This window comes from Chitinophaga horti, assembly GCF_022867795.2.
In the GTDB taxonomy this organism is placed as follows: domain Bacteria; phylum Bacteroidota; class Bacteroidia; order Chitinophagales; family Chitinophagaceae; genus Chitinophaga; species Chitinophaga horti.
Genome location: NZ_CP107006.1, coordinates 2,264,389 through 2,285,138 on the forward strand (window position 1 = coordinate 2,264,389; position 20,750 = coordinate 2,285,138).

16 protein-coding genes and 1 other RNA gene are annotated in these 20,750 nt (G+C 51.0%); 7 read left to right on the top strand and 10 right to left on the bottom strand.

The window, feature by feature from the left end:
• Positions 1 to 74: 74 nt before the first annotated feature.
• From MKQ68_RS09170 to MKQ68_RS09185, 4 genes are read left to right on the top strand one after another with little or no spacing between them, the layout of a single operon-like run.
• Positions 75 to 1,202, top strand: coding sequence for a 6-bladed beta-propeller (locus tag MKQ68_RS09170; protein ID WP_264283034.1), 1,128 nt, complete (start codon positions 75 to 77; stop codon positions 1,200 to 1,202).
• Positions 1,203 to 1,214: 12 nt separating this feature from the next.
• Positions 1,215 to 1,850, top strand: a complete 636-nt coding sequence (locus MKQ68_RS09175; RefSeq protein WP_264283035.1) for a hypothetical protein — start codon at positions 1,215 to 1,217, stop codon at positions 1,848 to 1,850.
• Positions 1,847 to 3,061 (top strand): 6-bladed beta-propeller, encoded by a 1,215-nt coding sequence (locus MKQ68_RS09180; RefSeq protein WP_264283036.1) that lies wholly within the window; start codon positions 1,847 to 1,849, stop codon positions 3,059 to 3,061. The genes MKQ68_RS09175 and MKQ68_RS09180 overlap by 4 nt, the downstream gene beginning before the upstream one ends.
• A 1-nt stretch (position 3,062) precedes the next feature.
• Positions 3,063 to 5,864, top strand: a complete 2,802-nt coding sequence (locus MKQ68_RS09185) for a TonB-dependent receptor (RefSeq protein ID WP_264283037.1) — start codon at positions 3,063 to 3,065, stop codon at positions 5,862 to 5,864.
• A 40-nt stretch (positions 5,865 to 5,904) separates the two neighbouring features.
• Here the strand turns inward: MKQ68_RS09185 and rnpB are convergent.
• From rnpB to bioD, 9 genes are all read right to left on the bottom strand, one after another.
• Positions 5,905 to 6,273: RNase P RNA component class A (rnpB, locus tag MKQ68_RS09190), an RNA gene on the bottom strand.
• A gap of 18 nt (positions 6,274 to 6,291) precedes the next feature.
• Entirely contained in the window at positions 6,292 to 7,302 is a 1,011-nt protein-coding gene (locus MKQ68_RS09195; RefSeq protein ID WP_264283038.1) for a Smr/MutS family protein, read from the bottom strand.
• A 109-nt stretch (positions 7,303 to 7,411) separates the two neighbouring features.
• Positions 7,412 to 7,867 carry a DoxX family protein gene (locus MKQ68_RS09200; RefSeq protein ID WP_264283039.1) on the bottom strand — a complete coding sequence of 152 codons (456 nt, stop codon included), beginning with the start codon at positions 7,865 to 7,867 and terminating at the stop codon, positions 7,412 to 7,414.
• Between the two features lie 73 nt (positions 7,868 to 7,940).
• The gene (locus MKQ68_RS09205; RefSeq protein WP_264283040.1) at positions 7,941 to 9,620 is read right to left on the bottom strand and encodes an amino acid permease; all 1,680 of its coding nucleotides are present in this window, start codon (positions 9,618 to 9,620) and stop codon (positions 7,941 to 7,943) included.
• Positions 9,621 to 9,706: 86 nt separating this feature from the next.
• Complete coding sequence (locus tag MKQ68_RS09210; protein ID WP_264283041.1) at positions 9,707 to 10,684, bottom strand: polyprenyl synthetase family protein; 978 nt, start codon at positions 10,682 to 10,684, stop codon at positions 9,707 to 9,709.
• A 202-nt stretch (positions 10,685 to 10,886) separates the two neighbouring features.
• A complete protein-coding gene (gene rnr, locus MKQ68_RS09215) occupies positions 10,887 to 13,109 on the bottom strand; it encodes a ribonuclease R (RefSeq protein WP_264283042.1) in 2,223 nt (740 codons plus the stop codon).
• Between the two features lie 122 nt (positions 13,110 to 13,231).
• Entirely contained in the window at positions 13,232 to 14,311 is a 1,080-nt protein-coding gene (lpxK, locus tag MKQ68_RS09220; protein WP_264283043.1) for a tetraacyldisaccharide 4'-kinase, read from the bottom strand.
• A 6-nt stretch (positions 14,312 to 14,317) separates the two neighbouring features.
• Complete coding sequence (locus MKQ68_RS09225; protein ID WP_244843700.1) at positions 14,318 to 14,902, bottom strand: 5-formyltetrahydrofolate cyclo-ligase; 585 nt, start codon at positions 14,900 to 14,902, stop codon at positions 14,318 to 14,320.
• Positions 14,899 to 15,546, bottom strand: coding sequence for a dethiobiotin synthase (bioD, locus tag MKQ68_RS09230; protein WP_264283044.1), 648 nt, complete (start codon positions 15,544 to 15,546; stop codon positions 14,899 to 14,901). Before bioD ends, MKQ68_RS09225 begins: the two co-directional genes overlap by 4 nt.
• 125 nt (positions 15,547 to 15,671) lie before the next feature.
• On the opposite strand from bioD, the gene MKQ68_RS09235 reads away from it, so the two are divergent.
• From MKQ68_RS09235 to MKQ68_RS09245, 3 genes are all read left to right on the top strand, one after another.
• Positions 15,672 to 16,967 carry a pyridoxal-phosphate dependent enzyme gene (locus MKQ68_RS09235; RefSeq protein ID WP_264283045.1) on the top strand — a complete coding sequence of 432 codons (1,296 nt, stop codon included), beginning with the start codon at positions 15,672 to 15,674 and terminating at the stop codon, positions 16,965 to 16,967.
• Positions 16,957 to 17,745, top strand: a complete 789-nt coding sequence (locus tag MKQ68_RS09240) for a helical backbone metal receptor (protein ID WP_255861626.1) — start codon at positions 16,957 to 16,959, stop codon at positions 17,743 to 17,745. Before MKQ68_RS09235 ends, MKQ68_RS09240 begins: the two co-directional genes overlap by 11 nt.
• Positions 17,746 to 17,812: 67 nt before the next feature.
• A complete protein-coding gene (locus MKQ68_RS09245) occupies positions 17,813 to 18,259 on the top strand; it encodes a QcrA and Rieske domain-containing protein (protein WP_244843689.1) in 447 nt (148 codons plus the stop codon).
• Between the two features lie 66 nt (positions 18,260 to 18,325).
• On the opposite strand, the gene MKQ68_RS09250 is transcribed toward MKQ68_RS09245, so the two are convergent.
• The gene (locus MKQ68_RS09250; protein ID WP_264283046.1) at positions 18,326 to 20,671 is read right to left on the bottom strand and encodes an ABC transporter permease; all 2,346 of its coding nucleotides are present in this window, start codon (positions 20,669 to 20,671) and stop codon (positions 18,326 to 18,328) included.
• Between the last annotated feature and the right edge of the window lie 79 nt (positions 20,672 to 20,750).

A 20,750-nucleotide genomic window follows, 5' to 3' on the forward strand; every position in this document is an offset into this window, starting at 1 on the left:
TTTTAGCCATTTACATGCAGACAGCTGGCCGTACGGGCGGCTGTCTGCACATCTAAAAAAGTGACGATCAGCATATGAATAAAAGATTAAAATCCATCAGCTCCCTATTGATCGCTTCGGGTTTACTGGCCGTGGCGTGTAACCAGCAGAAAGAACAACAGCCGTTCAGCGGCCCGGTGATCAAAGTGAATCCCGTTTCCTCCACCACCATTAAGATTTCTGATGTGGCCGACAGTGTTGTTGTCGTAAAGCTTCAAACCAGCGACTCCGTCGTTTTTGCGAGGATAGATAAGCTGGAGTTAGATAGTGCTAACTATTACATCCTCGATAAAGAAGGAATTAAAGGTATTGCCGTATTCGATCGCGAAGGTAAGTTCATCAGGCAGATAGGACAGCAAGGTGGCGGTCAGGGTAAATACGAAGTCATTACCGACTTTCAGTTGAAGCCAGGCAAGGTGGAGGTGTATGACCAGCAAACAGGAAAGCTGATCAGCTACGACCTGCAAGGCAATTACCTCGCAGAGAAGGCGGTAGAAAAAGGTTACCTCGCCTTTGCAAGCGTGCAGGATACAACAGGCTGGGCCACCTCCTGCGGCGGCTTTTGCGGCAACCTGATGGTGGGCATCGGTGATAAAAAGACGTCCTATCTCTCCTCTCCTTTTAAAGACTACCTGTTTGGAAAAGACAAGTATTTCTACACCACGAATAATGCACTCTACTTCACCGATGTATTTGATACGTACATCTACCAGGTTCGAGGTGGTACACCGCATCCGGCATACAAGTTAGACTTCGGAGCCGCTGCAAATATCAACTTCTCGAAGAGTGGTCCGCAAAATCAGCAGAAGGCCGCGTATGGCCCCACTATCGAAGTGATGAATGAGAAACAAATGTTGCTCACCTTCGTGTACCATGAGCTGCAGTACTATGCATTCTACGATCGCAACAGTGGGCAAGTGCGCTGTGGCGACATGCTGAGCAACGATATCAACCGGGTGCCGCTCGGGCAAATCGTGTATGGGCGCGACAACATGTTTGTTACAAACTATGAGGTAGACGAGCAGCGCGCAAAAGAAGGCCTTGCCTACATTCAGCAAATGCCCCCGGCAGATACAGCCGGCATCAGTCGGCTAAAGGCCATGTTTGAAGCTGCCAGGCCATTAGGCACTACTTACCTGGTACATACTTTTTTGAAATCGTGATAAGCCTGTCTTATGAAAAAATATAAATGGATTTTACTCGGCGGCGTTAACCTGCTACTATTCGCTGGCCTTATTGCTTATGGCGCAAAGAAGCTTGCTTCCAGCGATAAAGTCAGGCAGGAGAGCGTTACCACCGTTAAATCGGCGATCGGCAACCTGGAGAATGTTACAAAGGAGATCATCCGATACAGTGATTTGCCGTTTGATACGGAACTGGCGATCACCACGAACGAAAACGTGCTCACCCGGCTCTCCCGTGTGGTGAATACTGCGGACACTACGTTCATACTACTTTACCCGGGGCACAATTGTTCCTTATGTTTCCAGGAGGACATGAATCGTGTGAAAGCGTTGGGTAAAGAGATCGGCATGAACAGGATCGTGTTGCTCACGACGGCCCTCACGCAAAAGGAGTTGTTCTTCTTTTTGAAGAACCATGACATTGCCTTTAACGGGTACGTTGTGACGGCGCGCGGCGAACATCCGTTACTCGCGAACATCGACCGGCCCGCGTTCTTTATGCTAACACCCGGGAAGCTGGTAGCCTCACTTTTCGTGCCTGACCCCGACTTTCCCGGCCTCAGCGATGCTTACCTCGACATGGTCAGGGCACGTTACTTTCATCTTAACGTGAAGCCACAGTCATGAAGATATTGTACAACATGATAAGTGTCGGGCTACTGCTCGTATTACTGCCAGGCCCCTCGTCCGCCCAGCCGACCGAACTCCGTATAGATCCCGCCGCAGCCGTTGGGGCGAAAGCAGTACAGGTCTTCAAGCAGATTAACTACATCCCGCTTGAGACCAAGCCAGGCAGCGTGTTCGGGAAGATCGACCAGATGCGTGTTACCCGCGAATACTTCATCATTCTGGATCATACGACGAATGCGATCCTGGTGTTTAAAAAGAATGGCGACTTTCATGCGCGCATCCTGGGTAAAACCACGCGGGAGGAGCCGCGCGAGGCGATCAGTACGATGACGGTAGACCCGGTGCGCAACGAGGTGTTGTTCACTAAAGCAACCGGTAAATACCTGCACCGTTATAACTTCGATGCGAAACGCGTGGGGGCATTACCAATAGCAACGCCGATGTATGACTTTCATAGCTTTGGCGACGGGCAGCTGGCGAAAGCGCTCTCCTACCAGGCCAAACCAGAGGTGGACAGTAACGCTTATAAGCTGCACGTAACGCAGGGCAACGCTGTGCAACGACACTTTCCCTACAAACCTGCCGATGGCAAATGGTTGTATTATGCGCGGGAGCAAAGTATGTTCCTGCCGGGCAACCTGGATACCACGGTGCTGTTTAGCTGGATGTTCGACTACCATGTGTATGAACTTACACCAGGCACGCTGAAAATGGCTTACCGTTTCGTGTTGCCCATGGCGGCTAGTTTACCAGGCGACTTCCTTACCAGTGCATCGTATCCCGCCAGGAAATTTGATTGGTTAATACAGCACCCGGAAAAGGTGTTTTCCATCGGTTACGTACTTCGCCGCCAGCACTTGCTGTTCTTTCGCCTGCAGGACTTTAATGACGCAGACAATTCCTTCCTGTACAACCTGAGAACCGGCGGACTGGTGTGTCTGCAAAAGATAAGTCCGGACGCATCGAACTGGTACATGCCCGTTGCCTACGACGGCGAAGGGCGGCCGGAGTTTTCGCAGACGAACTTCCTGGATATGGATGCCGACTACCTGTATACCGCGTACTCCGCCGATGCGATGTTCCGGTTTAAAGATGCGAATGCGGAACGGGAAATTGAATACCCCGGTATGCTGTATGGCCTCTTCAACTTCGGTTCGCGGAAAAACAACCCGGTAATCGTTCAACTAAAACTACAGCCAGGCCTTTAGCATGAAAAAGTTCGGCGTTACGATAGGATTCATACTGATGCAGCTGGCGGTCTTCGCCCAGCAGCGCGACTCTACGCTGGTGGGACAACTGGACGGTATCGTGCGCGATTCACTGGAACAACATATGATGCCGTCGGCCACGGTAGCTATTTACGATACGAGGGATTCATCGCTGATCAGTTACAGGCTTACGGACGCGATGGGCGGTTACATTTTTACCGGCCTTCCCGTGGGCAGGCGTTTAAAGATGATCGTCAGTTACACGGGTTACAGGCCGCTGGAGCAACGTTTTATCATTCCCGCCGACCGGCGTAAGCTCGATCTCGGCTACGCGGACTTACGCCGGCGTACCACCGACCTGGCCATGTTTGAAGTGAAGGCCATCCCACCGGTCACGATGAACGGCGATACGCTTGAGTTTCATGCGGATGCCTTTGCCCTTGACACGAATGCCGTGGTGGAAGACCTGTTTCGCCGCCTGCCCGGTATGACGCTTTGGGGCGATGGAAAGATCACGCTCAACGGCCGTGAGGTAAAACGGGTGCTCGTCGAGGGTAAATCGTTCTTTGGCGATGATCCGCGAATCGCCATGCAAAATCTGCCGAAGAATGTAGTGGATAAGATACAGGTGTACGAGAAATCGAAGAACAAGGACAATCCGCAGCATTCGGATACGGAGGTGAATATCAAACTGAAAAAAGATAAAAAAACAGGCCTGTTCGGGAAGCTCGGTGCAGGACTGGGAACAGACGACCGCAAAGAGGCGGAAATCAACCTGAACTTGTTTAGCCCCAAAACGCAATTGGCTTTCGCAGGGGCAGGGAATAATACCAATCGCACCGCGAACGACGTGACCACGCTTATCCGCAATGCGGCCTTCAAAAGTGTAAGCCCGGTCATTGATTACCTGCCGGACTTCTACAAACAAGGTATTGCGAAATCATTTACCGGCGGTATCTCGCTGGACCATGAGTTTGTGCCGGAGCGGGAAAACCAGCTGAACCGGTTGGCAAGCCGCTATTTTGTGACGAACAACCAGCTGGTGCTGGAGCAACAGTCCCAAACAGTCAGTGCTTTATCTGCAGGCAATACTCAGCTACTCGACGCCGCGCACAAGGAATTGAACCGCGAAATGAATCACCACGCCACGTTTACGCATACTAATCAGAACCCCAGGCATTACACCTACCTGGATGCAAACCTCAAGTGGTCAGACAACCAAAGCGAAATATCCGAACGTGGGGCGGCTTACCTGTTATCCACGGACACGCTGTTGCAAAGTACGAACAACAGCACCTCGCAATCGCACAACACTTCCCGAGACCTTACTTTCCGGGCGGATTACAGCAACCATCACCGGATGACGATGAAGCAATGGCTGCCGAAAGTGTATTCCAGTTACACGTTGTCGTTGCGTAACAACGATAATGCGCGCTGGCAGCAAAGTGAGTTTGTAGCGGCAGATGATCCTTCGCAGCACGTGTCGTATGACCGCAGGTACCAGCAAGATAAACGCGGGTCGACGCATAATTACGTGTTCCGGCTGGAGGACTTACAGCGGCTTTGGTCTGGTAAAGACCTGATCTTTAGTGTGCAGCATACCGCATGGTTAAATCATCTGCACCAGGACAATAGCGTGTCGGACCGGGATGGTACGGGACATTATATACTGAATCCCTATCTCACCAATAAAAATCACTTGCGCACCTTTCGCGGGCAGCCATCATTAAACATCAGAAGAGAATTTTACAAGTCCTTCCCGGGACGTTATAACCGGCGGTTACTCGCGAGCCTCGCCGTGCAGGGAGAATATTATTGGATGGCGAATGAGTCGGGCCGCGCGTTTCAGCAGTTGGAACGCAGGTGGCAGCGCTTTACGCCGAATGCTTCGGTCTATTACCAGAAGAATAACTATGGGGAGTGGTCGCGCAGCATGGAGCTGCGATACCGGTCTTCGGCGATGTATCCCACTATAGACCAATTGGCGCCACTGGTGGATAGCGGGCAAATATGGAACCTGCAATTGGGGAACGCGCAGTTAAAGCCGGCGAGTAAGGACGAGGTGGCCTTCTCTTTCAAACATAACAGCGAAAAGGCGGGCCGTGATTTTTACGGAGCGGTTGAACTGGCTGCCGGTATTGTACACGACGCCTTTGCGGACAGTAGTTTTTATGAAGAAGGCCGCCGTCGCTACTACGTGGTTAATGGCGATCAGCAACGTTTCATCAACGCAGGTACCGAGGTAAAACGGTCATTTAAATTGAAGCAGCATCAATTGCAATTCACGCTGAAAACCAACGGTAACCTAAGCCTGACGCCTAATTACGTAGAAGGCCTGGCCAATAACTCGCGCAACCTTTCGGGAACAGCGGGATCAATTGTCGGCTACACGCTGCCAGATCGTTTACAGGTAAATGCCAGCGACCAGCTCACCTGGTATCAGTCAACACAAACCGGGGCCAATGAATTACGTTTCTCCAATAAAATGAATGTGCTTGCGCTGGATGCGAGCCTCGTCATGAGTAAATCCCTGGTGCTGAGCAGTAACCTTAATTACAATACCACTACTTCTGACGGCGGCAGTCCTATCCGCTTTACGATCTGGAATGCGAATGTTGCTTACCGGCTGCTGAAAGGTAAAAACCTGGAATGTAAACTGTCGGTCATGGACCTGCTACGGCAAAACACAAATGTGATCAACAAGGGCTATAACAATACCCTGGTGCGGGGAACGGTGAACGTGCTGCAACAGTACTTCATGTTAACACTGGCGTATTATCCCCGCAAGTTCGGCTCAAAATAAAAAAGCCCGTCCGGCAACATTGACCGAACGGACTTTTTAAAATAACTACAAACCTGTAAGCCGGATTCTGTACCCCGTTTGCACGTGGCCGCTATCATTTATCTGCGACGCCAGTCACCTGGCGCCTGTATCTGCCTACCCTCGGTCATTGGACGAGCCGCCCTTAATAGACCGTATACATGGCATTTCAGCATGCAAGGTTTACCCGCAGTAACGGTTACCCGCCACCACCGTGGGCTCTTACCCCACATTTTCACCCTTACCCCGGATCGCTCCGGGGCGGTCATTTTCTGTGGCACTCTCTGTAAACGCCTGGCGGCGCCCCCCACCCGTTAGGTGGTGCATTGCCCTTTGCTGTCCGGACTTTCCTTGCAATCCTTGCGGACTACACGATAGCGCGGTTTGTAGTTAAGGGCGCAAAAATACGTTATTTGAAGTAGATTTCCGTAGCGCCATAGCCGTACAGCGGGTGGTATTGGTTCACGAAGTGTTTTACGCCGCCCGTTACTTTCAGGATGTCGTGCAGTTCTTCGCGCAGTTTGCCTTTACCTACGCCATGTATCACGACCATAGAGTGCTGGTGGTGCGCCATGGCTAAGTCCAGCCAATACTGGAACTCGTTTAGCTGAATGGCGAGTATCTCCAGGTTGCTCAGCTTCTTAAAGTCTTTCGTCAGCTTATCAATGTGAAGATCGATTTCGTACTTAGGTTGGGTAGACCTGCCCGCTACCGCCTGGAAGTTGTCGGCGGATACGCCGGTTTGCAGGTGTTTGGCGCTTACCATGGGCTCGTTATCTTCCCGCTCGGGATACTTTTCAAATAAAAGATAACTTATCGTCGCCTGCTCCTTCACTTTCAGGTCGTTCAGCTGCATGAACAGCTGCTTTGCTTTCACCTTCCAGTTCTTATCGATGCTCAAAGCCATCTTTGGATCGGCTGGTTTAAGTGCGAAGTTAAAGTCGAACCTTGGCTGGTCGTTCAGTTGCTCGAACAGCAGATCTGACAGGTAAAAGTGTTGAAAAGGCAACACCTCGTTCTTGATTTCGAGGTGCAGGCGATTGTTAAGGAATATCTGGAAATGAACGTTATAGGTGAGCTTCGTTTCGTTCAGCAGGTGATACTTCAGCAGGCTTACGCGTTCATCATACCCATCGTTGATCCAAACCGGCAGGATGGACAGGAACACGCCTTTCTCCTCCCGGTTCACGGGAAACGGTTTCTCCTTTTTGATCTCTTCGCCGCGGATGGGCTTTGGTACGTAAATGTCCTTTTGTGCAGTAAAACGATGGAAATACGGGAAGTCGATCTGGTCGTAATATACCGGGAAGGTCACGCCCTTCACTTCTACCATCAGCATGTCGTTGCTGAGGATGTCTATCACCTTTCCCTCCTCTTTGGAGTGCAAAATCAGGATCGTATCGCCTATAGTGTACTTCATAATCAATTGTCAATTTGTAACCGCCGGGCAAAACTTCACCACCGGCGTCGGAGGATGTGTCCCTCCGGACGCGCAAATTAACAATTAACCTGCAGTCTGCCATCAGTGATTACGCAGCATCTGTTTTCTTTTCAGGATGCATGGCCATGTAATGGTCAACGGAAATAGGCCCGCTTCCTTCTACCATGAAGAAAAGCAGTCCTGCCAGCACCACCAAAGTGAGCCAGAGTTCCGTGTGTACATTAAACAAGGGAGTAGCGGTCTGAATGAAGATAAGTGCCCCTAACAGTACGGGAATGTTGGCCAGTACTGCCACCCGCGTAAGCAAACCCATAGTAATGAGAATGCCCCCGCAGAGATGGGCGAAAACGATGTAATGCGCGAGCCACATCGACATCACCGATAAAAACGGCTGTTGTTGAATGGTGGCGTTTAGCTGATCTATATTGCCGATAAACTGGATGCCTTTTGCAATGAGCACCAGTCCCAGCAGAACTCTCAGTCCATCTATCCAGCGTGGATGATGTGTCTGACCCCAACGGTCAATTCGTTGCAGCATGTTCATAAAATATAGTTTAAGTTCAAAGAGCGCTTAACCTAATTTACGAAATTATCTGCAATAAACGCCGCAGCGGGGTTTAAGCCTGGGCCTGCCTTTGCGCCAAACGGCTGTTCCGGAAACCATAGAGGAAGTAAATCACGAGGCCAAATCCCATCCAGCCGAAGAACACGAACCAGCTTTTTACCGGTATTTCGATCATGAGGTACAGGCAGCAAAGCATGCCGAGCACCGGTATCACTGAAAGATTTCGCAGGATGGTGACAAGGGTAATGATGTAAGCCAGTACCAGGAATACGATAAAGAGAATTTCCTGGTGTGAGTCCTGGGTAAGGTGGCTGAAGTTGTCCACGATCTTATTCCAGAAGAAATAGGTGAAAGCCGCCAGCAGTACAGGTACGATGAAGCGGCCATTGATGTAAGGTAAGTTGAAACGTTTGCCGTCCTTATGTTCGATCTTCGGCAGCAGCAGTACGCCGCCACATACGAGTACGAAGGCGAAGAGGGTACCGATGCTCGTAAGGTCAGTCACAATGCCACTTTCAATGAACAGCGATGGCACGGCCACAATGAAGCCGGTAACGACGGTGCTGAAAGAAGGCGTCTGGTATTTCGGATGCACCTTCGCAAAACGTTTAGGTAACAGTCCGTCGCGGCTCATACTCATCCAGATGCGCGGCTGCCCGATCTGGAATACGAGGATCACGCTGGTAGCGGCAATTACCGCACTCACAGAAACAATGTACCCGATCTTCGTCATGTTGATCTTTTCGAACACAAAGGCCAGCGGATCCTTCACATTGGAGAACTCGCCATAATGCACCATGCCGGTGATCACTAATGTTACGACTATATAAATGATGGTACAAATCAGTAAGGAGTAGATCATACCCCTTGGCATATCGCGCTGTGGGTTACCGCATTCCTCTGCCGTCGTGGAAATGGCATCAAAACCAATATAGGCAAAGAATACGGCGGATACGCCTTTCATGATGCCCGAGAAGCCGTTCGGGGTGAAGGGCACCCAGTTGTCGGTATTGATATAAAAAACACCTACAGCGATCACCGCGAGTAACACGACGATCTTTAAGCCTACCATGAAGTTGGCGCTCTTCTTACTTTCCCGGATGCCGATATAGGCCAGGATGGTAATGAGGATCACGATGATGAAGGCGGGAATGTTTAATACGACATGCCAGTTGCCCAGCATCGGTGCGGTCGTCCAGGCGAGGCCTTCGGTGCTTTGATTAGCGGCCAGCGCGGCTTCGTAGGTATGTTGGGCGGTTTTATAATCGGTAATCATCCATTCAGGCAGATGGATGTTCATGCCTTCCAATACGTTATTGAAATAACTGCTCCACGAGATGGCGACTACGATGTTGCCGATCGAGTATTCCAATATCAGCGCCCAGCCTATGATCCAGGCGGTGAGTTCACCAAAAGTAACGTAAGAATAAGTGTAAGCGCTGCCTGCAACGGGTACGCGGGATGCAAATTCTGCATAACACAACGCCGTGAATCCACAGGTTATAGCGGTAATCAGGAAGAGGAAAATCACACCAGGGCCGCCATCATAGGCTGCCTGACCGATGGTGGAAAAGATGCCTGCACCGATAACGGCGGCTATTCCCATAAGTGTCAGGTCGCGCACGCCCAGCACCTTGTCGAGACCTTTGGTACCATGACCATCGGACACACCGGCGTTAGCGTCGCTTATAATGTTGGCAAGTGACTTTTTCCTGAAAAGCGAATTAGACATTGGACTCAGTTACAGGTTGATGATATAGATAATGTTGTAAGGCCTTATGCTGGCCCGGCGTCAAATATAATAATTAATCAAATACACTAGTGCTGGCGGGTAAGCAGGTAGTCGGCCAGTTCGCGCAGCGGCGCTTTACGGCCACTCATCACGGCAATGTCTTCCAGGTGGGCGAAGGCAATCTTCATGAAGTGCTGTTTCTGCTCCTCTGCCCACTGGTCCACTTTACAATCGCGGAACAGCTCCAGGGTTTGCGGCACTTTGGAGGTATCGTCTGCCGGCAGGGACATAAGTTTATCCATTTGCGTGCGTTGCGCTGGTGTACATAACTCCAGGGCCTTCAGCAGCAAAAAGGTTTTTTTATTGATCAGGATATCGCCTCCCTGTTGTTTGCCTACTTTATCAGGATTACCAAAAGCGTCGAGCAGGTCGTCCTGTATCTGGAAGGCGATGCCCACGTTTTTGCCGAAGCCGTAAATGTGTTGCTGGTTGCCTTCGCTGCCGCCGCCGATGATGGCGCCCATTTGCAGGCTGGCGGCCAGCAGTACGGAGGTTTTAAGTGCGATCATGTTTACATAGTCGGCGTAGTTCACCTGGTCGGGCTGCATGCCTTCCATATCCATATCCAGCTGCTGGCCTTCGCATACTTCAGTGGCGGCTTTGTTGAATACGGAAATGATCTTCTGCTTATGTTTTGATTGGATCTTGTTGAGGTAATCGTAGGTGTGGATCAGCATCACATCACCAGCGAGAATAGCAGTCGGTTCGTTGTATTTGGTGTGAACGGTGGGCATGCCGCGGCGGAGCGGGGCCTTGTCCATGATGTCGTCGTGTACCAGGGTAAAGTTGTGAAATACCTCGATGGCGTTGCCTGCGAGAAATGCATCCGGGTGAATGTCATCGAACAGCTCATTGCCCATGATCGCCAATACGGGGCGTACACGTTTACCGCCCAGGCTCAGGATGTACTGCGCCGGGTCGTAAAGGGTAGACGGACTTTCCGGGAACTGACGTTTGCCGAACTGTTGTTCAAACTGCGCTGCTAACTCTTTAAATGAATGCATGTGGTCTTTAAAATTAAGTAACGGACCTGTTATGTACAGGTCCGTATACTATGCAATTGCGTAATATGGTTCAAAATTACTTATTCTGATTTCTTTTTCCGCGAGGCAGCGCGTTTTTCAGCAGCTTCTTTGCCACTTCTGCCGGGTTTCGGCTTCGGCTCTTTCGATTTACCGCGGCTGGCAGCCTTCTTAGGCGCAGGGTTTACAGGAATGTCCCATTCTCCCCACTTTTCCGTTTCCCCTTTCGGTGTTTCTTTGGCAGGTACGTCCCAGTTATCCCAATCGGCTGGTAAAGGCTTGTCCGTTTTTTCCCTGCGTGGTTTGGGTGCTGCCCTTTCTTCGCGGTCTGGTTTGCCACGTTTAGACGAGCTTCTTTCGTCGCGGTCAAATTTGCCACGTTTGGAAGACGATCTGCCGTCGCGGTCGGGCTTGCCCTGCGGGAAGATTCCGAACGTTGTTTGGCACTGGGTGCGGTACGGGTAACGCCTTCTTCTACGAGGTCGTAGTCCAGCTGGCGTTTAGCCAGGCTGGCCGATACTACGCTGATGCGCACCTTGTCGCCAATGCGGTAACGTTTGCCGGTGTGAGCGCCTACGAGCGAATAATCGCTTTCGTTGTGCATGAACTCTTCCGACAGGTTATGAATGCTCACCAGGCCTTCACACTTGGTATCCACGGTTTCTACCCAGAAGCCGAAGTGTGCCACGCCGCTGATCACGCCATCAAACTCCTCTCCTATAAATTCCTGCATGTATTCTACCTGCTTGTATTTATTGGCGGCGCGTTCGGCTTCCATGGCCTTACGTTCCATTTCGGAGCTGTGCTTACAGCGTTTCTCCAGCAATTTATCTTCTTTCACACTACTCGCCAATACCTGCGCCAGGATGCGGTGCACCAGTACGTCGGGGTAACGGCGGATGGGGGAAGTAAAGTGACAATAGAACTCGAAGCCCAGGCCGTAGTGTCCAATGTTATCGGTCGTATACGCGGCTTTTGCCATGGTACGGATACCCAAAGTTTCCAGCACATGTTGTTCCGGTTTGCCATGAGCGGCCTGCAGCATCTTATTAAAAGATTCCGCGATCGTTTCCGGCTTATGCATATCCAGCTTGTGACCAAATTTGGAAGCGAACATGGCGAACAATTGCAGCTTTTCCTCATCCGGTGCATCGTGCACGCGGTAAGGGAAGGCCACTTCTTGGTTATTCACTTTAATATTGGCCACATGTTGCGCTACCGTACGGTTCGCCAGCAACATGAATTCTTCGATCAGTTGATGCGCTTCTTTGCTTTCCTTCACCACGATACCGATCGGTTTGCCCTTATCATCCAGCTGGAAGCGTACTTCCTGCGATGAGAAGTTAATAGCACCGTTCCTGAAACGTTCGGCACGAAGGCTTTGCGCCATATCATTCAGCAGCAGCAATTCTTTTTCATACTTGCCGGCACCTGTCTGGTTCTCGATAATCTCCTGCACATCTTCATAAGTAAAGCGGTGGTCGGAGTGAATGATCGTACGGCCCAGCCAATATTTCTTCACTTTACCTTTGGCATCTACTTCAAACACCGCAGAGAAAGTGAATTTGTCTTCGTGCGGGCGCAGGGAACACAATTCGTTCGAGATCTTTTCCGGCAGCATCGGCAGCACCCTGTCTGGCAGGTACACCGACGTAGCGCGTTTCTCCGCTTCTACGTCCAGCTGTGTGCCCGGCGTTACATAATGACTCACGTCTGCAATGTGTACGCCTATTTCGTATACGCCATTCCGTACTTTACGGAACGAGATCGCGTCGTCAAAATCCTTCGCATCCACCGGGTCGATCGTGAAGGTGAGCGTGTCGCGGAAGTCTTTGCGTACGGCAATTTCTTCCGGGCTCATGACTTCTTTGATCTCCTTCAGTTCTTCCAGCACTTCTGCAGGGAAGCTTAACGGGAAACCGCTTTCGATGAGAATTTCCTTCATGGCCAGGTCGTTGGTATCGCTGGCGTCGAGGATCTCTAATATCTCACCAACAGGCTTCTTGGTTTTTTCGCCCCAGGCAACTACGCGTACCACGGCTTTGTCGCCGCTCTTCGCTTCACCCAAAGTGTTTGCAGGAATATAAATATCAGGCATGAACGTTCCCTTGTCGGGCACAAGAAAGGCGAAACCTTTGCTCACGTCCAGTGTTCCGGTAAATTCACTTTTCTTTCGTTTAAGGACTTCCGTTACCACGCCTTCTACGCGTCCGCCGGCACCTTTACCCTGCTTGATCGCTGCGACGAGTATTTCATCGCCATCTAATGCGGTGTTCAGGTTCTTTTGTTTAACGAGGATGTCTTTGGCCTGTCCTTCTACAACAACGAAGGCCATACCCGAGCGGGTTATTTCGATGGTTCCTTTGTAGGTTTTCTTCTGGCTGCCAGTTCTCGAACCTTGCTGCATGGATTGCTTTTCATGCTGACTGTGGCCGCCTTTTTTCTTTTTTTAGTCATTTTTCATCTTTTTGTCCGTAGCAAATGCCACGAACGTTTTGTTTGGGATTCTTATGCAGCCGATATATACCCTTACTCCTGGACCAGGGGAGCAATTGGATCGCTGCCAGCTACATAGTCAAAAATATAATTATTAAATGAATCTGCTTCATTAAACAGGAAGGAAATCTCGACCGGAAGCACAGCGATGGGCAGCTGTAGTTCCTTGATGATATCGCGCAGCAGGTGGAGGCGTACTGCGTCTTTCTCAGTGGTGATAATGATCTTCGGGCTTCCTTCCGTTCTTTCCAGTTCCAGTTTCATCTTTTCCAGGTCTTTCCTCGAGTAATAATAATGATCTGGGAACGGAAGCAGGTACACTTTACTAAAACGAGTCTGCAAATGTTGTACCAAAGGCTCCGGACGCGCAATTCCACAAACGACGAGCACATTTTCGCCGGCATCCAGGTGTACAGGTTCGCCGTCGAGCATGTTGTATAATGCGCCGTAACGCAGGCTGGTAAAGAAAACCCGCTGGTGCGGCAATGGGTTGATGTCTTTTAGAAACTGTTCTTTCTCCGGGACTGCAAGATTGTCAGGGCATTTGGAAACGATGATCACATCTGCCCGCTGGTAACCGCTTCTCCCCTCGCGCAGGCGGCCGAATGGTACTACATGGTCGCGAAAGAACGGGCGGCTGTATTCGGTGATCATAATGTTCTTACCCGGTTTTACGGAGCGGTGCTGAAAAGCGTCGTCGAGCAGAATGCCTTGTATATATGGCCTTTCCATCAATAATTGCGGAATGGCCAACATGCGCTCTTCACCTACGCAAACGCTGATGCCGGGGAACTTTTGGTGAAACTGCATGGGCTCGTCGCCTATCTCCGCAGCAGTGCTGTATTCATCTGCCAGGTAAAAACCTTTTGTTTTGCGGTTGTATCCGCGACTAAGGGTAGCCATGCGAAAATGATCTTTCAGCAGGCGGATAAGATACTCCACATGCGGTGTTTTGCCGGTACCGCCCACAGATAAATTGCCCACGGCGATCACCGGCAGATCGAAGTCTACGGCGGTCAGCACGCCTTTGTCGTACAGGCGGTTACGTACCCACATAATGAGCCCGTAGAGTAAGGAGAACGGGTATAATATAGAGCTGAGATATCGCAACACGGAGTATTATTTAGTAGTAAACTGATAAATGTGATCGGGCGTTACGACCGTATTCATGGTGATGTCGCCTTCGTATGTGTCTTCAATGAGTGGTACGGGCTCAAACAGGCTGAGTCCGACTTTACGTGCCGCGGGCCTGCACTGGCTGAGGAAAAGGTCGTACATGCCTTTGCCGTAACCCACGCGATGCCCTTTTTTATCGAACGCCAGCAGCGGTACAAATACCAGGTCCAGCTGGTCGGGTGTGATCAGGCGGCCGTTTACCGGCTCTGGAATGCCGAAGCGGTTCAGCGCGATCTCGGTACTTTCTTCCCAAAGATAGTGCAGCATTTGCCCGTTGCTGAGGTCGGACCGTGAAATTACCAGATGTGCCTGCGGCTGTGCTTCTCTTAGCCAGTTTACGATGCCGTAAGTGTCGGCTTCCAGTTTACCGGCGATGGGCAGAAAAATATGTATATACTGTACACCAGTGTAGTCCAGTTGTTTGCACTGCTCCACCAGCCGCCCGTTCAGCATCTTTGCCGTTTCGGGCAACAAGTCGATGCGCTTTTGCAGGTATTGTTTGCGGATGTCTTTCTTCAGTGCGCTCATGCCTGCAGGTGTTTGATCAGTCCTGGTCTTAGTTGTGCCGCCTGTTCCTGCACAAAAGCCTTATCCGGAACGCTGGCCTGCGAAACGCGGCCAATATGCGCCAGGTGGCTCCAGCGAACGATGTCGGCCTCATTCGTATGCGTGTCGCCGTTGAATATCCACCCTACTACCGGAATGTTCGCCTGTTGCAGTGCCATGGCGGTGAGCAGACTGTGGTTAATACTGCCGAGATAGTTTTGCGCGACGATAATGACCCGTGCATGCAATGCTTTGATGAAGTCGATGGTGAACAGTGTATCGTTCAGCGGCACCATGAGTCCGCCTGCACCTTCGATCACCAGCGGTCCGTCGTACGACAACGCCTCATGCGATAGCAGGTGCGCCTGAGAAATAGTCATCGCTTCCGAGCGTGCCGCCAGGTGTGGCGAGGCGGGCATTTGCAGGCGATATGCTTCCGGCTGACACACGCCCGGGCGCGAAATGAGCGACGCGACCGTTTGTGTGTCTGTGCCTTCGTCGAGGCCGGCCTGTACAGGCTTCCAGTAGCCGGCGTTTAATGCTTCCGTAACGCAGGCCGAGACGATGGTTTTACCAACGCCGGTGCCAATGCCTGTAATAAAAATCCTTTCCTTCTGCAGGTTCATGTGTGGCAAATATAATTCATAAAAGAACTTTCCCGTAAATTCGTTGAACAAGCGATTAGGTTATGAAATACTGTGAAAACATACTCGAAACAATCGGACATACCCCTTTAGTAAAACTGAATAGTGTGACCAGAGAGCTGCCTTGCACCGTGTTGGCCAAGGTGGAGTTTTTTAACCCGGGCAACTCTATCAAGGACCGAATGGCGGTCCGTATGGTAGAGGAAGCGGAAAAGGACGGCCGCCTGAAACCCGGCGGTACGCTGGTGGAAGGTACCAGTGGCAACACCGGCATGGGCCTGGCGCTGGCCGCGATCGTAAAAGGTTACCGCTGCATTTTTGCGACGACCGACAAACAATCTAAAGAGAAGGTAGACATCCTGAAGGCCGTGGGGGCCGAAGTTATTGTGTGCCCGACGAACGTGGAGCCGGAAGATCCCCGCTCCTATTACTCTGTAGCAGCGCGTCTGGCCAAAGAAGTGCCTAACGCATTTTATGTAAACCAGTACGACAACCTGGCGAACCGTGATGCACACTATGAACAAACCGGCCCTGAAATATGGGAGCAAACCGAAGGTAAGATCACGCACCTGATCGTGGCTACCGGTACGGGCGGCACGGTTACCGGCGCCGGCAAATATCTCAAGGAAAAGAACCCTGACATACAAGTATGGGCGATCGATAGTTACGGTTCCCTGCTGAAGAAGTATCATGAAACCGGTGAGCTGGACATGAGTGAAGTATATCCCTACATCACCGAAGGCATCGGCGAAGACTTCGTTCCGCAGAACTACGACATGAGCGTGATCGATAAATTCGAAAAAGTGACGGATAAAGATGGCGCCGTAATGGCCCGCCGCATCACCAAAGAAGAAGGTATTTTCGTTGGCTATTCCGCCGGTTCTGCCGTATCGGGACTCGTGCAGCTGAAACATTTGTTGAAACCGGAGGATGTGGTAGTCGTGATTTTTCATGACCACGGCAGCCGTTACGTAGGCAAAGTTTATAACGACCAGTGGATGATGGAGCGCGGCTTCCTGGATGTGAAGACCGTGAAGGACGTCGTGAATGGCCGCCGCAACGTGCCGCTCGTAACGCTGAATCCAGACGAAAAAGTAAGCGACGCGATTGGCAAGATGAAGAAGTTCGACATTGAACATATTCCCGTATTGCAGAACAACGAGGTAGTGGGTGCGATCTCCGAAAGCGGCCTGTTCTCGCGCCTCATCGACCAGCCGGAGTTGAAAGACGCAGCGGTGAAGCAGGTGATGCAGGCGTCGTTCCCCGTCGTTGGGCTCGAAACGCCGATCGATAAACTCACCATCTTCATCAATAAAGAAAATGGTGCAGTACTCACCAAAGACGAAAGCGGCAACCATCATATCGTTACCAAATACGACATTATTCAGGCACTTGGCAAATAAGACATTTACAGACCAACTCGGGCGGAAAGTGGGCATTCCCTTTCCGCCTACAAGTATTATATCACTGGTCCCCTCGCAAACAGAGCTTTTATTCGATTTGCAGTTGGATGCCGAAGTAATTGGCATCACGAAGTTCTGCATACATCCCGACGCCTGGTTCCGCAGCAAAACACGCATTGGCGGCACCAAACAGCTGCATATCGAACAGATCATCGAACTGCGGCCGGATTTGGTTATCGCGAATAAGGAAGAAAACGAGAAAGCACAGGTGGAGGCGCTGATGCAACACTTTCCTGTGTGGACGAGCGACATTCATGACCTCGCGCAAGCCTGCGACATGATAGAAGGCATTGGACGCATCACAGATCGCGCAACACAGGCCATCGCGCTTTCTCAACAAATACGGCAACGCTTTGCGAACCTCACCCCTGCTGAGATTAACATGCCTGCAGCCTACTTCATCTGGCGCGAGCCGTGGATGGTGGCCGGTGGTGATACTTTCATTCACCAGATGATGTTGCAATGCGGCTTCAGTAACATTTATGCAAACCATCCGCGTTACCCGATCGCCGACCTCGATGCGCTGAAGGCCGCAAAGGTGATCCTCCTCTCTTCGGAACCTTATCCATTTAAGGAAAAACATATAGCCGAGATGCAATCCTATGCACCGAATGCACGTATTATACTGGTGGATGGGGAAATGTTTTCCTGGTATGGCAGCCGGTTACTGCATGCGCCCAATTATTTTAAGGAGCTACAGGCAACGGTAACCGGGTAAAAATCGTAGCGCGGCGTACAGGCAACCCACCTTCTTTAAGCACCGTAAGCATTTGAAAATGCACATTATGGAAAGAAGGAAGTTCCTGTCAAACGTTAGTTTAACGATCGCCCTGGCCTGCGCCGGCGGACTCGCAGCCTGCAGTAAAGGAGGAGATAATGACGATAATCCCGGCGGTGGTGGCGGCGGCGGTAATACGAATCCCAAACTCACCGTTAATCTCGCCAATCAACTTGCCAGTCCCGGCGACTTTATTATCAGCGGCGGGATTATCCTCATTCGTATAGCGGCCGGCAACAGCGCGGCTTCTTTTTCTGCACTTAGCAGTACCTGTACACACCAGGGCTGCGCTTTATCCACCTACAATGCAGGGACCTCCCAGATCGAATGTAATTCGCCCTGCGGCCATGGCAGCCGTTTTAGCAACACCGGCGCGGTGGTAAACGGACCGGCTACTTCCGCTTTGGCTAAATACACGATCGAAGTAAATGGCACTACGTTAACTGTGAAGTAAGGCATCAATCGGAATCATGCATCGTGAAAAGGGCCGGCCGCATGGTGGTGTGGCCGGCTATTTTCTTTATTCTGATTTGAGACTTTTGGCGGGATTCATGCACGCAGCTTTGATAGCCTGGTGGGCGATGGTGATAGCTGCGATAACAAATGTGGCGGCCAGTGTGATAATAAACACACTGCTACCAATGTTTACCTGGTAAGCAAAATTGTTCAGCCAGCGTTGCATCATCACAAAGGCTAATGGTGTAGCAATGAAAAAGGCCACCAGAATCAGCAGCATAAATTCTTTACCAAATAAGCCGAGTATGCTCGCAGCCGAAGCTCCCAGCACTTTGCGGATGCCCACTTCCTTCGTTCGATGAGCGGCGGCGAAAGTCACAAGTCCGTACAATCCCAGGCAGCCGATAAAGATCGATAACAAGGAGAAGATGCGGAAGGCCGTATACACTTTCTGCTCCTGGCGGTACATCTGCACGATATGATCATCTATAAATGCGTAAGAGAAAGCATTGTCAGGAAATACGCCCGACCACGACTTTTCAATACCGGCAATAGTGTTGCGCATGTTCTTGCCCGATAGCTTTATGCTGATGCTGTAAAACCTATTCGGGTCATAAAACAACACACAGGCCCGCGTAAGTTTATGCCGCGTACCTTCCTGGAAGTCGTTGATCACACCGGTAATCAGCCTTGACTGACCACCTAACACGAAACGTTGCCCCAGCGCCTGTTGCGGCATTTTGTAGCCGATCGATCGTAACATCGTCATGTTTATCACCGTGCTACGGGAAGTGTCGCCCTCCGGAAGCGCACGTACGGGCTCGCCGGCCAGTAATTGCAGTCCGAACATATCAAAGTAACGTTCGTCCACCATTTTGATGTCGGCTACATCGCCCTTCACCATGTTCGGATGCTCGTAATACGTAGCACTACCGCCAAACGTAGGGGCCCCGACCGATAACGTATAGTCTTCCACCCCGGGGATACTCATTACCTGTTGCGCCAGTAACACACGTTTATCGGTGTCGGGCAGCCGCATCGTAATAACGGCCTCCTTGTCAAACCCAAGGTCCCGGTTTCGGAAATAATCCATCTGGTGCGCAACGATCAGCGTGCCGGCGATCATCACCTGTGAAATGACGAACTGCGTGACCACTAGCGTTTTCCGCATGCCCAGGCCCCCTGTCCTCACTTTACCCTTCAGGCTCACGGCCGCCGCGAAGGACGACTGCACGAAAGCAGGATAAAGTCCGGCCAACAACACTACAACCAGGCCTACACTCAGCAACAGCATGATCATTTGCGGTGTGAACAAAACGAGCGCCCGAATGCTCACATCCAGTAATGCACTTACAGACGGTAATGATACTGCGGTCAATCCCAATGCCAGCAACATGCCGATGCCTGTTACTATACCCGTTTCCAGCATAAATTGCGCTACCAGTTGTGTGCGGCTGGAGCCCAGTGTTTTACGCACACCCACCTCTCTTGCGCGTTTAAGCGCCTGTGCGGTGGCCAGGTTAATGAAGTTGATACAGGCGGTGATGAGCACGAACAAGGCAACGCCAGCCAACGCTACATAAGTAGTACGTGAAACGGTGGGGCTGATATTGTTATGCAGGTACCGCTGATCGAAATGAATATCTTTCAAAGGCTGAAGAGGCAGTCGTGTCCGGGAGGCAATATCTGCCCCCCAATTGCGGGTAATAAAGGAAGGGATGCCAGCTTCTATCGTTGCGCTTGTTCGCCCTTCGGGCAACACAATATAAGTATAGGCGCCGCGAATGTCGAAGAACGGATCATCTTTAAAGTCCTTCCCTAAGGTCGACAAGGACAATAAAAACCGGAAAGGCATATGGGTGTTAGCGGGCGGGTCGGCCACCACCCCGGTTACTTTTAATGCCAGGCGGTTGTCCAGCTTAACGGTTTGGCCGATCGGTTCTTCGGCTCCGAAGTATTTGCGGGCAGTTGTTTCAGTCAACACCAGGCTGTTGGGCTCCGTAAGTGCGGATGATTGGTTTCCTTTTAGCCAGGTGTAGTCGAATACCCGCAGGAAGTTGGTATCGGCGCACAACATCAGTCGGTCGGCGAAAGGCTGTGCATCAACCCCAATGGTTACATCGTTCATATACATAACTTGCGTGCCCTGCTCTATTTCAGGGAAATCGCGCAACATAGCCGGCAATACGGAAGTAGACACGCTCGGGTTGAAATCGATCTCGTTGAGGGTGACGCGGTAAATGCGGTCGGACTTTTGATGCCAGGCGTCGTAAGTAAGTTCGTTCTTGACAACGAGGTAGATGATGAGACAGGCGGCTATGCCAAGGGTAAGGCCTGCAATATTGATGACGGTATTCGTTTTCTGTTTGAGGACAGCGCGCCAGGCGGCGACAAGGTGGTTACGAAGCATGCTGTGACAGTTTGCCCGTGTTGCTCCAAATTAATACCATCTTATAAATGGTTGATGATCAATAAGCCGCGTAACTTAT